The organism is Mesorhizobium sp. USDA 4132 (assembly GCF_056279545.1).
This window is the reverse complement of the sequence record NZ_JBWCCP010000001.1, coordinates 330,937-344,300: the sequence shown is the minus strand read 5'-3', so window position 1 is coordinate 344,300 and position 13,364 is coordinate 330,937. Positions and strand designations below refer to the sequence as shown.

Here is a 13,364-nt window from a genome sequence, read left to right as displayed (position 1 = left end):
AAATCGACAGGGCCCGGACTGGCCGCGCACTTTTCGCTTTGAGGAGGATTCCATGGACCGCAGACGTTTCTTCAAGCAGGCCGCCACGGCCGGGGTCGGCGCCGCTGCCGCAACCGCGCTTGCCGCCCCGGCGATTGCCCAGGAAAGCCCCAGGGTCAACTGGCGACTGACTTCTTCCTTCCCGAAGAGCCTCGACATCATCTTCAACGCCGCCAACCAGATCGCCGACAGCGTCAGGAACGCGACTGACGGCAAGTTTACAATCCAGACGTTCGGGGCCGGCGAAATCGTGCCGCCGCTACAGGCCGCAGACGCGGTTGCCAACGGTACCGTCGAGATGGCCCATACCTGCTCCTATTATTACATCGGCCAGGATCCGGCGTTTGCGCTCGGTACCGCCATTCCCTTCGGCCTCAACGCCCGCATGACCAATGCCTGGTTCACGGCAGGCGGCGGCAACGACCTGATCAACGAGTTCCTGGCCCCGCGCAATCTCTATGCCCTGCCCGCCGGCAATAGCGGCACCCAGATGGGCGGCTGGTTCCGCAAGGAAATCAACACGATCGATGACCTGAAGGGCCTGAAGATGCGGATTGCGGGCCTGGCGGGCCAGGTGATGCAAAAGGTCGGCGTCACTCCGCAGCAGATCGCCGGCGGCGACGTCTATGCAGCGCTCGAGAAGGGCACGATCGACGCCACCGAGTTCGTCGGTCCCTATGACGACCAGAAACTCGGTTTCGTGAAGGTCGCCAAATATTATTATTATCCGGCATGGTGGGAAGGCGGGCCGGCCATGCATGCCTTCTTCAACCTGGAAAAGTTCAAGGGCCTGCCGAAAAGCTATCAGCAGATCGTTACCGACGCTTGCGCCGCGGCCAACATGAGCATGCTCGCCAATTACGACGCCCACAACGCCACGGCGCTGAAGAAGCTGGTTGCCGAAGGCGCGGTGCTGAAAGCCTTCAGCCGCGAGATCATGGATGTCTGCTTCAAGGCGGCAATGGAGACCTATGCCGACCTCTCGGCCAAGAGCCCGGCCTTCAAGAAGATCTACGACAGCCAGCAGGCCTTCAAGAAGGACGCTTATCTCTGGGCGCAGATCGCCGAATATTCCTACGACACCTATATGATGACGCAGCAGCGCGCCGGCACGCTCTGACCAGATCGTCGTAGTGACATGCGCCACGCCCGGAGCGATCCTCCGGGCGTGGAGTTCGAAAGCCGGCTGCCGACGCTTCAGAATCGGTCGCCGAGCCGGCCAAAGCGGTTGCTAATTTCGATATTGCACTGTAAAATCATGTCGTTGATTGAGAAAATCGGCATCGCCGTTGAGCGCCCGGAAAATTAAATCTCCGTGGCAGCATTGATTATCAACGGATAAAGCTTATATTGACGCTATCGAAAATTGCTTGCGACCTTTGTTCACGGGCCTGGTGCTCAGTCAGATTTCCTCTCAAATATCGATCAAAGCGGACGGAATACTGTCCGCAATCTCTAACGATTGAAAGGAAATCGTTATGAATACTGGCACCGTAAAGTGGTTCAATAGCACCAAGGGCTTCGGCTTCATTCAGCCTGATGACGGCGCGACGGACGTTTTCGTTCACGTTTCGGCTGTCGAACGTGCCGGCATGTCTTCCCTGACGGAAGGTCAGAAGATCTCCTACGAGATCGTTCGCGACCGCAAGTCCGGCAAGAGCTCGGCCGACAACCTCCGGGCCGCATAAGGATGTCATTCGCCTCGGCTGACCACGGAAGTACTGGCAGCGACGGCTTGAATGACGGGAAGAGGTCGGGGTAACGCCCGGCCTTTTTGTTTTGCCCCGGCTTTTGGCCGGTTCAAGGAGACCACGATGAGCGCAAATGTCTATGCCATAGGCGATAACATCGTCCTCAAGGCAGGCCTTACCCGGACCGCCACTGGCGACCGGACATGCCGCGTCGTGGGCCTTTTGCCGGCAGCCGACCGAGGCGAAAACCAATACCGGGTACGTTTCGGCAGCGAGAATTTCGAGCGCCGGATCGTCGAAAGTGATATCGACACTTCCGAGACCGCATCGTCCACCAAGAAGGACGAGGCTTCCGACGCCGCCCCAGCCGGACCTTGGCTGAAGCCGTCGAGCATTCGTATCGGCAAGTAATTCAACATCTTGATCGAACGCGGGATCTGCCCGCAATGGAAAGGATTTAGTTTGCAGGTTCTAGTCAGAGACAACAATGTCGAGCAGGCACTCCGGGTGCTGAAGAAGAAGATGCAGCGCGAAGGCGTCTTCCGCGAGATGAAGGCGCGCAGCGCCTACGAGAAGCCCTCCGAAAAGCGGGTGCGCGAAAAGGCTGAAGCCGTTCGCCGTTACCGCAAGCTGGCGCGCAAGAAGATGCAGCGCGAAGGCCTCCTGCCGGCTCCCAAGAAAGTGGTCCGTCCGGCGCGCGGATAATTTGTCGACCGCACGGACATCCCATCAGGAAGGAGGATATTATGGCCGCAACCAAGGACGAATTCTTCAATCCCACCAAGCTTTCCGCGCGTGACAAAGCTGCCGCGACAGATCACACCGCGCGCTCCATCATTTCGGCGGAAGCGACCCAGCGGGAAAAGAAAACCGAGAAACTGAGGCAGCTTCGTCTTGAACGCGAAGCGGCGGAGCCTGCTCCGGCCCCGGTTCGAGCCAAGGGCCGAAAGGCCCCGGCAGATCACTAAATTTCAAAAGCCCGGAATTTTCCGGGCTTTTTGCTTTGTGGCTCAGCATATGTGAGCCGCTCAAGCGGCCTGAAGCTGCGCCGGCTGGCGTGGCAGCGGCGGAAAGGCGAGAGCGATCGCCACTGCCCCGAGACCGACCAGCGCCGAACCGAAGAACAGCCAGTCATAATTTGCGAAATGGTCGAAGGCCCAGCCGCCGGCGAGAGGTCCGAAGGCCATGCCGAGGCTCGAGAGCATGGTCGCCGCGCCGAACACGGTACCCATGATCTTCGGTCCGAAATAGTCGCGCGCCAGCACCGCATAGAGCGGCATGACACCGCCATAGGTGCCGCCGAAGATCACCGCCAACATGTAGAACTGACTGAGATCGCTTGCCATCGTGTAGGCGGCGATAACGGCTGCCTGGATCATCAGGCCGCCGATCAACACCGGCTTGACGCCCAGCCGGTCAGCCAGCACGCCAAACAGAATACGGCCGCCGAGACCGGCCGCGCCCTCGACGCTGTAGATGCTGACGGCCGCCATCGGTGCCACGCCGCAGAACATCGCATAGCTCACCATGTGGAAGATCGGGCCCGAATGGGCAGCGCAGCAGGCGGAGAAGGTAAACCCGAGCACCAGGAATTGCGGCGAGCGGAACACCCGCGACAGCGGCATGCCGGCACCTTCTGCCTGCGGTTCGGAGGCCGTGCCGCCCGCAGCCGCCACGGCCGGCGGATTGCGGACCAAAAAGGCCGTCGGCAGCAGCAAGATCCAGGCGCCGATGCCGATGAAGAGCATCGCCATGCGCCAGTCGTCATAGGCGGTGATCAGCCAGCGGGCGAAGGGCGAGATGGTCATCGGCGCCATGCCCATGCCGGCCGATACCAGTGAAACAGCGAGGCTGCGATGCTCGTCGAACCAAGACATGGTGACGGCGATCATCGGCGCGAAAAAGGCGCTTGCGGCAAGCCCGACCAGACAGCCATAGATCAGCTGGAAGGCAATCAGGCTCTGTGTCTGGCTGGCGAGCACCAGCGCAAGGCCAAGAAGCACTGCTCCGATCAGCACGACGACGCGTGCGCCAAAACGGTCGCTCAACGTGCCCCACATGAAGCCGCCGAGGCCCATGACGACGAAATTGAGCGTCATGGCGCTCGAAATGCCCGCATGGGACCAGCCGGTCGCCCTGGCGATCGGCTCCAGAAAGATGGCCAGCGAGAACATCGTGCCGACGGCGACGCAGCCCATCAAGGCGCCGGCAGCGACGATCACCCAACGATAATTGCTACTCATGTCTACTCCCCTATGTCACAGGTTCCGAAATCCGGACGGCATGCGCAGCATCGCCATGCCCATCCTTGAACCAAGGACGGCCGGGCCCCTTCTCTCCCGACAGAGCCGACCGATTTTTTTTCGCAACCGGATTTTTGGATCATAGAACAAAAAAGCCCCGCACGCGGCGGGGCTCTCCAAAATCCCTTGATGGTGGTGACGTCTAGCTGCTGCCGGTGTTGGGACGGTTCTTGCCGACATTGGTATTGGTGGATGCCGTCTTGCCGTCCGGGTTCTGGCCGTAATAGGTGCCGCCGAGGTGGCCGCCGGCACTGGTGTTCTCGACCTGGCGTTCGGCGCGTTTTACGGCTTCCTGTACGTCACTCTTGCTCATGCCTGCCTCCAGCTTTTGCGGTTGGTGACAGGGACGTAACCGCCGGGCGCCTCAAGTGTTCCCGCTAATCGTCGGACCCAGCACGCCCGCCAACATCGAAACTTCATATACCGCGGCCAGGTTTTCCCTTGACGAAGCGCAAAGACGCCTCTATTTGGGAACGATCGTTTCCAAACTAAGCCGACATCATGGACATCAACAGCACTGGGCGTCCGCCGGGTCGCCCCCGCGAATTCGAGATCGAAGATGCACTCGACAAAGCGATCATCGTCTTTTCCGAGAGGGGTTATCACGCGGCCTCGATTTCCGAGCTGAAGGACGCCATGGGGCTTGCCGCCGGCAGTCTCTACAAGGCGTTCAAGGACAAGAAGGCAATCTTTCTCGCAAGCTTCGACCGCTATAAGCAGGTCCGCAATGCACTTCTCGACCAGGAACTGGCCGAAGGCGCAAACGGCCGCGACAAGGTTTCCCGCATGCTGCGCTTTTATGCCGAAGCCTCGCACGGCGAAAACGGCCGGCGCGGCTGCCTCGTCGTCGGCACGGCGATCGAACTCGCGGTCTACGATGCCGACGCAGCCGAACGGGTGGGCCGCTCGATGGCCCGGACTGAAGCCATGATCGAGGCACTCATCCGCGAAGGCCAGGCGGATGGCTCCATTCCGCCGGCGATCGATCCCCTCGCCACCGCCCACGTCCTGCTCTCTGTGACACAAGGCCTGAGAGTGCTCGGCAAAACCGGGCCGAACCGGGACCGCGCCTTTTCCGTGGTCGATGCGGCCATGAAACTTCTCGACTGATTTTTCAATGCAATCCTTCCTCCCAAGGAGCTTCCCATGACCACCAATACCGCAACGATGGCCACGCCGACGGTCGCCTCCGGCTTGTCCGCCGCGATGACCTTCGTCATGGCAGCAGCCTGCGGGCTCATCGCCGCCAATCTCTATTATTCCCAACCGCTCGCAGGTCCGATCGCCGCCTCGATCGGTCTGCCGGCGCATGCGACAGGCCTTATCGTCACACTGACCCAGATCGGTTATGGCCTCGGCCTGCTGCTGGTCGTGCCGCTCGGCGACCTTCTGGAAAACCGCCGGCTGATCCTCACCATGATCGGCGCGGTCACCGTGGCGCTGCTCGGAGCCGGCCTGTCGACCGCGACCGTCCCGTTCCTCGCCGCGTCGCTGGCGATTGGCATCGGCTCCACCGCCGTGCAGATGATCGTGCCGTTTGCCGCCAGCCTGACCAATGACGCCAATCGCGGCCGGGTGGTCGGCAATGTCATGAGCGGGCTGATGATCGGCATCATGATGGCCCGGCCGGTCTCGAGCTTCGTTGCCGAGTTCTCCTCCTGGCACGTCGTCTTTTTCCTGTCGGCTGCGGCGATGATCGTGCTCGGCTTCGTGCTTGCCGCGCGGCTGCCGAAGCGCATTCCGCAGACGAAGCTCTCGTATTTCGGCCTGCTCGGATCGATGGGGCGCCTTTATGCCACCCAGCCGGTTCTGCGCCGTCGCGCTTTCTACCAGGCCTGCCAGTTCGCCACTTTCAGCCTGTTCTGGACGGTGACGCCGCTGGTTCTCGCCGGCCCCGCCTTCCATCTCAGCCAGGCCGGCATCGCGCTGTTTGCCCTGGCAGGTGTGGCCGGCGCCATCGCCTCGCCGATCGCCGGACGCCTGGCCGACCGGAATCTCGGCCGGCCCGCGACGATCTTTGGGATCGGAGCCGTCGCCGTCGCCTTCCTGATCACCCATATCGCGCCCGAAGGCTCGCTCGTGGCACTCGCGCTGCTGACGATTGCCGCCATCCTGCTCGATTTCGGGGTAACGATGACGCTCGTGATCGGCCAGCGGTCGATCTACAATCTCGGCGCGGACCTGAGAAGCCGGCTCAACGGCCTCTACATGGCGACCTTCTTCTGTGGCGGCGCGATCGGCTCCGCCGTCGGCGCCTGGGCCTTTGCCGAAGGCGGCTGGCTGCTTGCCTCGTCGCTCGGACTTGCCCTGCCGGTCATCGCCTTCCTCTATTTTCTGACGGAAAAGCGCGCCGGGGCTTGAGGCCATAGGACAAGATCACGTTCGAGGACGACCTCGAACGTGATCGAGGTCGCCGAAAGACCGCCATGACGCCAGGAAGGAGCCTTCGTTTTTAAACAGGACGAGGCTCACATGCGATTGAAACTTCCCTTTCTTGTTCTTCTTCCCTTCATCGGTCCGTTCCTGGCCGATGCCGCCTTTGCCGGCGATGTCCTGCCCGTCGGCATCCAAAAGATCAGCGTCGTCTCACCCACCCGCGACCGCGCGCTGGCAGTGACCGTTTGGTATCCGTCGAAGGGTGACGGCCGGACCGGCTCCGCCGGCGAAAACCCAATATTTGAAAACTCCACCGCCTCGCGAAACGCCACCATCGAAGCCGGCCGGTTCCCCATCGTACTCGTCTCGCATGGTTCGGGCTCACGAGAGCAGACGGCATGGGCTGGATCGCCATCGAACTGGCGAAAGCCGGCTTCATCGTTGCCGGCCCCAACCACCCCGGTACAACGAGCGGTGATTCCACGCCGGAGGCCACGCCTAAAATCTGGGAGCGCACACAGGATATCTCGGACGTCATCACCGCGCTTTCAGCCGATCCGCGCTTCAAGGCTTCGGTAGACAAAACGCGCATCGGCGTGCTCGGTTTCTCGCTTGGCGGCAGCACGGCAATCGAGCTTGCCGGCGCGCGTGCCGATCTCGATGCCTACAAGCACTATTGCGAGACCAATTCCGACATGATGGATTGCCGCTGGTTTCTCGGCGGGCGCGGTTTTGCCGGCGGCGAAGAGGTGGCGGTCGAGCCGCTGAACCTCGACAGCGTCGACCGCAGCCGCTTCGAGCAGTCGAACCGAGACGCCCGCATTTCGGGAGTGGTGCTGGTTGATCCCGGTCTGGTCGAGGCTTTCAAGCCTGATAGTATCGGGGCGATCGATATCCCGCTCGCCTTCATCAATCTGGGCAGCGCGGGTGAGATCCCGGCCGCCGTGCTTTCGGAGGCGCTCGCCAAAAAGGCTTCGAAAGCGACTTATGCCCAGGTCGATAAAGCCGACCATTTCAGCTTCCTGCCCGTCTGCAAACCTGGCGCCGAGGAATTCCTGAAGAAGGTCGGCGAGCCAGACCCGATCTGCAGCGACACCAGCCGGCCGCGCAGCGATATCCATCGCGAACTGGCTGGGCTGATCATCACAGCTTTCAAGAAGATGTTGAACGCCGGCGATTGATCGGCAGGCTATTTCGCCGGCTTCGGAATGCCGGAAAGGGCCGTGCCGTCCTTGGCGCGGCTCGTCACATGCAGAAACACGCCATCCCGTAACTCGAAGAAATGCGCGCCCTTCGGGCTTTCCTCGTTGAGCACACCGGAAAAGACGATCAGCCGGCTGTCGCTGCGGTAATAAAAGGGCTCGCCCTCACCCCAGCAGCAGACCGAATAGGGAAGGAAGGTGACCTTGCCGCTGCGGGCATCGATGACTGCGCCGCCCAGGCATTCGGCGCCGCAGCCCCATGTCGTGAGAATATAATGCCCCGCAAAATTCACCGGCTGTTTCGCCGCTGCCCTCAGCCGGGTCGCGAAGCTCCGGTCGTCCTCCGTCACCAGCTTTACCGGGGCACTCGCGCCAGAATAGACTTTCTCGGCGAACTGCGCGAATTTCGGTGCATCCTCGGCGGCCGCAGCCGCGGCAAGGCTCAGCCAGAGGCACGCCAATAGTCCGATTCTATATAAATCCCGCATCATGTTCCCGATATCATCCGCGACTGGATGGACGATGGTGGAAGCGGCATATTCGCTTGCGGCGCCTGTTTTATATCCGTTTTCAAATCTGGAAAATGCGCAATGAAAATCTTGATAGTCGATATCGACGGTGTGCTCGTTCACGGACGACCCCGCTGACGGCCGAGCGGCCATCACCCCGTTTGCGGCCACTCAAGAAAGCCGCTGAGCCGAAAGGATCGGCCGACAGCGCGGCCGATCCTGTTGCAGATCCCGCTTATTCGACCAGGTTGATTTCCTCGGTTTCGCCGCCGCTGCAGACGTAGCAGCAGTCTTCGCAAGCTTCCTTGTTGTTCGGCCCCGTGCCCCAATAGGTCTGCTTGTCGCCGGAGACCCAGGCACCGTAGCAGATGTTCTCGCCCTGCTGGCAGGAGAGGTGGATCTGCTTGGATTCGCCGTCATCCAGATAATAGACTTGGTTGCCGCCCGGCCAGACATGCTTGCGGTCCTGGCTGTAAAGCTCGACCTCGACGGCGTTCGGATGCTCGTTGCGCATCACGAAGCTGACGTCGGCGGACATAACCTGACCGGCTATGGAGCAGACGGTTGCCGTCAAAGCCACCAGGGCTGCGCGGCGGATGGCCGGCAGCGAATTAAAAATCAACATAAAGCCCCCTATGATAGCGCCTGATCAACGGGCGCCCGTTCATATGCCCTGATTTGCAAGAATAAATCGAGATGGAGGGGGACGTGCTGATGAATTTTTCTTGGACCCTCAAGCAACCCGCTTGTAAAACAGCGTGGTGGCGCAGAAACCGCCTTGCGGCCACATGGCATAATCCGGAATGACGCCCACCCGCTCCCAGCCGAAGCGCGGATAGATCTTTTCCGCCTCGCTGCCGGTCGCGGTGTCGAGCACCAGAAGCGTGCGGCCGCGCCGTGCGGCTTCCGCTTCCACCGCCTCCATCAGCCTGCGCGACAGGCCGAGCCCTCGGGCGGAGCGATGCACGAGGAGCTTCATCAGGTCGCCGCGATGCGGCTGGTTCGGCTTCGAGGCAAGGCCCACCTGCACCGTGCCGACGACCTTGCCCTCCACTTCGGCCACCGCGAGGACGATGCCGCCTTTTTCGACCGCATCGGCAATCTCCTGCCAGTAGCCGACCGCATCCTCCGGCGCGAAGGGCAGCATGAAGCCGAGCGAAGCCCCGCCATTTATGCAGTCGGACAGGATCTCCGAGAGATCGGCGATGGCGGCGCGGGTTTCGCCGGCATTGAGGATGCGGATGGTGACGGTCATCTTGAAAAATCTCCTGATGAAAATGCTCAGCGGCCGCGGTCGAGGATGACAGCATACCGGGCCGGCTTGTCGGACGGATTGTGGAAGTCGAAGGCGGCGCCGATATCCATGTAGAGGCAGTCGCCGGGATGAAGCGTATGGACGGTCTCGCCGATGACCATCTCCAGCACACCCTCGAACAACCAGACATGCTGGGTCATCACCCGGCTCTCCTCGCGCGGCGGAAAGCTGACCCGCGCATGGGCGGGGAAATCCACCTCGACGATATCTACCCTGCTCGGCGTGCCCGGCGGCGAAACCGAGCGGCGCAGATAACCCGTATGCGGATCGCGCCATAGCTTCTGTTCCGCCCGGCGGCTGAGCGGCGAACCCTGCGGCTCGTCATCGGCGAAAAAGGCCGAGAGGGAGAGCCCGAGTGCCTCCGACAGCCTTGCCAGCAGCGCCGCCGTCGGGCTCGCCTCGGCCCGCTCAATCCGCGAAATCATCGCACGGCTGACGCCGGAGCGGTTCGCCAGCTCGTCCAGCGTCAGATCGGCGCGAGCCCGCAGGCTCTTCAGCCGCTCGCTGATAGCGTTTTCGATGTCATGATCCATCGTTTCCATGATTTGAGAATTGCATTCTCTTATCATGGAATCAAGTGCGCAAATGATAGAGTTGGCGAATTTTACAAGCGATGGCGCTTCCGCGATAGCTCCTGTCATGGTCCATCGGCTATGCAGCAGTATCGGGCTTTAAATCGGCGGAAATCGCCAACGCCCGCGCTTGCGGGGGACGAGATGAACGGCCAGACATCCGAGACGGCGTCGCCCCTGTCGATCGCCAGCATCGTCGTTTCGATGACGATTGCCGCCATCGGCAGCGGCATCATGTCGGCCTATGTTCCTTTCGTGCTGACGGAGACGGGTTCATCCTGGGCCGCCAGCGCCGCGGTTCCGACGCTCGCCTTCGGCGGCCTGATCGGCTGCATCGTCGGCGGGCCGCTGATCCGCCGGGTCGGCCATGCGCGGCTGTTCTCCTGCTCGATGGCGATGGTGATCATCGCCGCCGTGCTGATCGCCACCAACCCGCCGCCGATCTGGTGGGTTTTGGCGCGCGGCGTCTACGGAGCAGCGTCCAACGTCAATTTCATCATCGCCCAGAGCTGGCTCAACCACGCGGCCTCGAACGAATGGCGCGGCCGGGCGATGTCGTTCTTCTACATGGCCTTCGTGCTGGGGCTCGGCGCCGGCGCCTGGTTGTTCGGCCGCATTCCGACGGACGGCAATCTGGCGCCGCTCGCCGTGGTGTTCGTCACCGCGCTCGCCATCCTGCCGATCGGGCTCACCCGTCTGCCCAATCCGCCGGCGCCGGCCAATGTCAATGTCGATATCAAAATGGCCTGGCGCATCTCTCCGGTCGGGCTGATCGGCGTGCTCGCGTCCGGCGGCCTTTCCATGGTGATCCAGGGCTTCGTGCCGATCTACGCCACCACCAGCCACGTGGCGCAGACGGATGTCGCGCTTTTGATGCTGGTGATGCAGACCGGCCTGCTGTTCGTGCAATATCCGTTCGGCATGCTGTCGGACCGCATCGACCGCCGTTTCGTGCTGTTGATCACCTGCGCGCTGATTGTCGCGGCGGGCACTGCGGCGTTGTTCGTGTCCTTCTCGATGATGATCATCCTGATGCTGGTCTTCCTCGTCTTCGGCGGCGCGGTCGAGACTGTCTATTCGGTCGCCAATGCGCATGCCAACGACCGGGCCGATCCCGGCGATTTCGTGCCGCTCTCTTCGACGCTCTTGGTCGCCTGGTCGACGGCGGCGACCATCGTGCCGCTCGGGGTGACGCTGCTCACCCCGGCTTTCGGCCAGCACACCTTCATCTACGCGGTCATCCTGGTCGCGATCGCCTATGGGACTTACGTGATCTGGCGCCTCAAGGAACGCGTGGGCGTGCCGGCCGACGAACGGGAGAATGTCGGGCTCAGAAGCGCCCAGCTTCCGAACGCCTCCGTGATGACCGGTCCGGAGAGCGAAAAGCCCGCCAAATAGCCCACGCCGCTGGGCTTTATCCTCAACGAAAGGTTATCTTTCCGCTTTGCGGCAGGGATTCGCGCTGCTATATGCGCGACCATGAGCACCAATTCCACCCGCACTCCGCTTGACCATATCCGCAACTTCTCGATCGTGGCACATATCGACCACGGCAAGTCGACGCTCGCCGACCGGCTGATCCAGACGACCGGTGGCCTTGCCGAGCGCGACATGTCGGAACAGGTGCTGGACTCGATGGATATCGAGCGCGAACGCGGCATCACCATCAAGGCCCAGACCGTGCGCCTGCATTACAAGGCGAATAACGGCGAGACCTATATCCTGAACCTGATCGACACGCCCGGCCATGTCGACTTCGCCTATGAAGTCTCGCGTTCGCTGTCGGCCTGCGAAGGTTCGCTTCTCGTCGTCGACGCATCCCAGGGCGTCGAAGCGCAGACGCTCGCCAACGTCTATCAGGCGATCGACAACAACCACGAGATCGTCACCGTCCTCAACAAGATCGACCTGCCGGCGGCCGAACCCGACCGCATCCGCGAACAGATCGAGGAAGTGATCGGCATCGACGCGTCGCACGCCGTGCTGATCTCGGCAAAGACGGGCCTCGGCATTCCCGACGTGCTGGAAGCGATCGTCCACCAGCTACCGCCGCCAAAGAGCGAACTCGGCGAAAAAGGCCCACTGAAGGCGCTGCTGGTCGACAGCTGGTACGACACCTATCTCGGCGTCATGGTTCTGGTGCGCATCCTCGATGGCGTGCTGACCAAGGGCCAGACCATCCGCATGATGGGCACCGACGCCAAGTATCAGGTCGAGCGCGTCGGCGTCCTGACCCCGAAAATGCTGGCCGTCGACAGCCTCGGCCCGGGCGAGATCGGTTTCTTCACCGGCTCGATCAAGGAAGTGGCCGATACCCGCGTCGGCGATACGATCACCGAGGACAAGCGCCCGACCGCCAAGGCTCTCCCGGGCTTCAAGCCGGCCCAGCCGGTGGTGTTCTGCGGCCTCTTCCCGGTCGATGCGGCCGACTTCGAGGACCTGCGCGCCGCGATGGGCAAGCTGCGCCTCAACGACGCCTCCTTCTCCTTCGAAATGGAAAGCTCGGCAGCGCTCGGTTTCGGTTTCCGCTGCGGCTTCCTCGGACTTCTGCATCTGGAAATCATCCAGGAACGCCTGGAGCGCGAGTTCGACCTCGACCTCATCGCCACCGCACCCTCGGTCGTCTACAAGCTGACGATGACCGACGGTTCCGAGCGCGAGCTGCACAATCCCGCCGACATGCCGGACGTGGTCAAGATTTCGGAAATCCAGGAGCCCTGGATCAAGGCAACCATTCTCACCCCGGACGACTATCTCGGCGGCATCCTGAAACTCTGCCAGGACCGCCGTGGCATCCAGACCGAACTCACCTATGTTGGCAAGCGCGCCATGCTCACCTATGAGCTGCCGCTCAACGAAGTGGTGTTCGATTTCTACGACCGCCTGAAGTCGATCTCCAAGGGTTATGCCTCGTTCGACTACCACCTGCACGGCTATCGCGAAGGCAACCTCGTGAAGATGTCGATCATGGTCAACGGCGAGCCGGTCGACGCGCTCTCCATGCTGGTCCACCGCTCGGCTGCCGAAAAGCGCGGCCGCGACATGTGCGAAAAGCTGAAAGACCTGATCCCGCGGCACATGTTCAAGATCCCGATCCAGGCGGCGATCGGCGGCAACGTGATCGCCCGCGAAACGATCTCGGCGATGCGCAAGGACGTGACCGCAAAATGCTACGGCGGCGACGCCACCCGCAAGCGCAAGCTGCTCGACAAGCAGAAGGAAGGCAAGAAGCGCATGCGGCAGTTCGGCAAGGTCGACATCCCGCAGGAAGCCTTCATTGCGGCCTTGAAGATGAAGGACGACTGAGCTTTCCAATGACCGTTTATGCGCATATAGTTTGCGCATAAACTTGGAGAT

The 13,364-nt window shown here is 61.7% G+C and carries 17 protein-coding genes; 10 read left to right on the top strand and 7 right to left on the bottom strand.

Going from position 1 to position 13,364, the window contains the following annotated elements:
* The first annotated feature begins 52 nt into the window (after positions 1–52).
* The 5 genes from ACZ9IU_RS01705 (at position 53) to ACZ9IU_RS01685 (ending at position 2,698) form a co-directional block, all read left to right on the top strand.
* Positions 53–1,159, top strand: coding sequence for a TRAP transporter substrate-binding protein (locus ACZ9IU_RS01705; protein ID WP_038548266.1), 1,107 nt, complete (start codon positions 53–55; stop codon positions 1,157–1,159).
* Between the two features lie 358 nt (positions 1,160–1,517).
* Positions 1,518–1,727 (top strand): cold-shock protein, encoded by a 210-nt coding sequence (locus tag ACZ9IU_RS01700; RefSeq protein WP_007770461.1) that lies wholly within the window; start codon positions 1,518–1,520, stop codon positions 1,725–1,727.
* 126 nt (positions 1,728–1,853) lie between these two features.
* Complete coding sequence (locus tag ACZ9IU_RS01695; RefSeq protein ID WP_038548261.1) at positions 1,854–2,141, top strand: hypothetical protein; 288 nt, start codon at positions 1,854–1,856, stop codon at positions 2,139–2,141.
* A gap of 51 nt (positions 2,142–2,192) precedes the next feature.
* Entirely contained in the window at positions 2,193–2,435 is a 243-nt protein-coding gene (gene rpsU, locus ACZ9IU_RS01690; protein WP_038548258.1) for a 30S ribosomal protein S21, read from the top strand.
* Between the two features lie 41 nt (positions 2,436–2,476).
* The gene (locus tag ACZ9IU_RS01685; protein ID WP_038548255.1) at positions 2,477–2,698 is read left to right on the top strand and encodes a hypothetical protein; all 222 of its coding nucleotides are present in this window, start codon (positions 2,477–2,479) and stop codon (positions 2,696–2,698) included.
* A 60-nt stretch (positions 2,699–2,758) separates the two neighbouring features.
* Here ACZ9IU_RS01685 and ACZ9IU_RS01680 read toward each other — a convergent pair whose 3' ends face one another.
* Complete coding sequence (locus ACZ9IU_RS01680) at positions 2,759–3,973, bottom strand: MFS transporter (protein WP_038548252.1); 1,215 nt, start codon at positions 3,971–3,973, stop codon at positions 2,759–2,761.
* A gap of 202 nt (positions 3,974–4,175) precedes the next feature.
* Positions 4,176–4,346: a hypothetical protein gene (locus tag ACZ9IU_RS01675; RefSeq protein ID WP_167551681.1), complete on the bottom strand. Its 171-nt coding sequence runs from the start codon at positions 4,344–4,346 to the stop codon at positions 4,176–4,178.
* A gap of 188 nt (positions 4,347–4,534) precedes the next feature.
* Here ACZ9IU_RS01675 and ACZ9IU_RS01670 point away from each other — a divergent pair, with 188 nt between their 5' ends.
* Both ACZ9IU_RS01670 and ACZ9IU_RS01665 read left to right on the top strand, forming a co-directional pair.
* Positions 4,535–5,143 (top strand): TetR/AcrR family transcriptional regulator, encoded by a 609-nt coding sequence (locus ACZ9IU_RS01670; RefSeq protein WP_038548249.1) that lies wholly within the window; start codon positions 4,535–4,537, stop codon positions 5,141–5,143.
* Between the two features lie 36 nt (positions 5,144–5,179).
* Positions 5,180–6,394, top strand: a complete 1,215-nt coding sequence (locus ACZ9IU_RS01665; protein WP_051899991.1) for an MFS transporter — start codon at positions 5,180–5,182, stop codon at positions 6,392–6,394.
* Positions 6,395–6,409: 15 nt separating this feature from the next.
* On the opposite strand, the gene ACZ9IU_RS01660 is transcribed toward ACZ9IU_RS01665, so the two are convergent.
* Positions 6,410–6,604: a hypothetical protein gene (locus tag ACZ9IU_RS01660; protein WP_498956584.1), complete on the bottom strand. Its 195-nt coding sequence runs from the start codon at positions 6,602–6,604 to the stop codon at positions 6,410–6,412.
* A 203-nt stretch (positions 6,605–6,807) separates the two neighbouring features.
* On the opposite strand from ACZ9IU_RS01660, the gene ACZ9IU_RS01655 reads away from it, so the two are divergent.
* Positions 6,808–7,590, top strand: coding sequence for an alpha/beta hydrolase family protein (locus tag ACZ9IU_RS01655; RefSeq protein WP_498956582.1), 783 nt, complete (start codon positions 6,808–6,810; stop codon positions 7,588–7,590).
* An 8-nt stretch (positions 7,591–7,598) separates the two neighbouring features.
* Here ACZ9IU_RS01655 and ACZ9IU_RS01650 read toward each other — a convergent pair whose 3' ends face one another.
* From ACZ9IU_RS01650 to ACZ9IU_RS01635, 4 genes are all read right to left on the bottom strand, one after another.
* Positions 7,599–8,072 (bottom strand): hypothetical protein, encoded by a 474-nt coding sequence (locus ACZ9IU_RS01650; RefSeq protein WP_157885206.1) that lies wholly within the window; start codon positions 8,070–8,072, stop codon positions 7,599–7,601.
* 283 nt (positions 8,073–8,355) lie between these two features.
* Positions 8,356–8,745: a hypothetical protein gene (locus ACZ9IU_RS01645; RefSeq protein WP_038548243.1), complete on the bottom strand. Its 390-nt coding sequence runs from the start codon at positions 8,743–8,745 to the stop codon at positions 8,356–8,358.
* 108 nt (positions 8,746–8,853) lie between these two features.
* Positions 8,854–9,375, bottom strand: coding sequence for a GNAT family N-acetyltransferase (locus ACZ9IU_RS01640; protein ID WP_038548240.1), 522 nt, complete (start codon positions 9,373–9,375; stop codon positions 8,854–8,856).
* Positions 9,376–9,401: 26 nt separating this feature from the next.
* Positions 9,402–9,968 (bottom strand): helix-turn-helix domain-containing protein, encoded by a 567-nt coding sequence (locus ACZ9IU_RS01635; protein WP_038549956.1) that lies wholly within the window; start codon positions 9,966–9,968, stop codon positions 9,402–9,404.
* Positions 9,969–10,151: 183 nt separating this feature from the next.
* Between ACZ9IU_RS01635 and ACZ9IU_RS01630 the strand changes: the two genes are divergently transcribed.
* Together ACZ9IU_RS01630 and lepA are read left to right on the top strand one after the other, a co-directional pair.
* The gene (locus ACZ9IU_RS01630; RefSeq protein ID WP_038548237.1) at positions 10,152–11,405 is read left to right on the top strand and encodes an MFS transporter; all 1,254 of its coding nucleotides are present in this window, start codon (positions 10,152–10,154) and stop codon (positions 11,403–11,405) included.
* 81 nt (positions 11,406–11,486) lie between these two features.
* Positions 11,487–13,313 carry a translation elongation factor 4 gene (gene lepA / locus ACZ9IU_RS01625; protein WP_038548234.1) on the top strand — a complete coding sequence of 609 codons (1,827 nt, stop codon included), beginning with the start codon at positions 11,487–11,489 and terminating at the stop codon, positions 13,311–13,313.
* Positions 13,314–13,364 lie beyond the last annotated feature (51 nt).

Coding starts and splice junctions, on each gene's coding strand:
- ACZ9IU_RS01705 (WP_038548266.1), top strand. CDS start 53: ATGGACCGCAGACGTTTCTTCAAGCAGGCCGCCACGGCCGGGGTCGGC.
- ACZ9IU_RS01700 (WP_007770461.1), top strand. CDS start 1,518: ATGAATACTGGCACCGTAAAGTGGTTCAATAGCACCAAGGGCTTCGGC.
- ACZ9IU_RS01695 (WP_038548261.1), top strand. CDS start 1,854: ATGAGCGCAAATGTCTATGCCATAGGCGATAACATCGTCCTCAAGGCA.
- ACZ9IU_RS01685 (WP_038548255.1), top strand. CDS start 2,477: ATGGCCGCAACCAAGGACGAATTCTTCAATCCCACCAAGCTTTCCGCG.
- ACZ9IU_RS01680 (WP_038548252.1), bottom strand. CDS start 3,973: ATGAGTAGCAATTATCGTTGGGTGATCGTCGCTGCCGGCGCCTTGATG.
- ACZ9IU_RS01675 (WP_167551681.1), bottom strand. CDS start 4,346: ATGAGCAAGAGTGACGTACAGGAAGCCGTAAAACGCGCCGAACGCCAG.
- ACZ9IU_RS01670 (WP_038548249.1), top strand. CDS start 4,535: ATGGACATCAACAGCACTGGGCGTCCGCCGGGTCGCCCCCGCGAATTC.
- ACZ9IU_RS01665 (WP_051899991.1), top strand. CDS start 5,180: ATGACCACCAATACCGCAACGATGGCCACGCCGACGGTCGCCTCCGGC.
- ACZ9IU_RS01655 (WP_498956582.1), top strand. CDS start 6,808: ATGGGCTGGATCGCCATCGAACTGGCGAAAGCCGGCTTCATCGTTGCC.
- ACZ9IU_RS01645 (WP_038548243.1), bottom strand. CDS start 8,745: ATGTTGATTTTTAATTCGCTGCCGGCCATCCGCCGCGCAGCCCTGGTG.
- ACZ9IU_RS01640 (WP_038548240.1), bottom strand. CDS start 9,375: ATGACCGTCACCATCCGCATCCTCAATGCCGGCGAAACCCGCGCCGCC.
- ACZ9IU_RS01635 (WP_038549956.1), bottom strand. CDS start 9,968: ATGGATCATGACATCGAAAACGCTATCAGCGAGCGGCTGAAGAGCCTG.
- ACZ9IU_RS01630 (WP_038548237.1), top strand. CDS start 10,152: ATGAACGGCCAGACATCCGAGACGGCGTCGCCCCTGTCGATCGCCAGC.
- lepA (WP_038548234.1), top strand. CDS start 11,487: ATGAGCACCAATTCCACCCGCACTCCGCTTGACCATATCCGCAACTTC.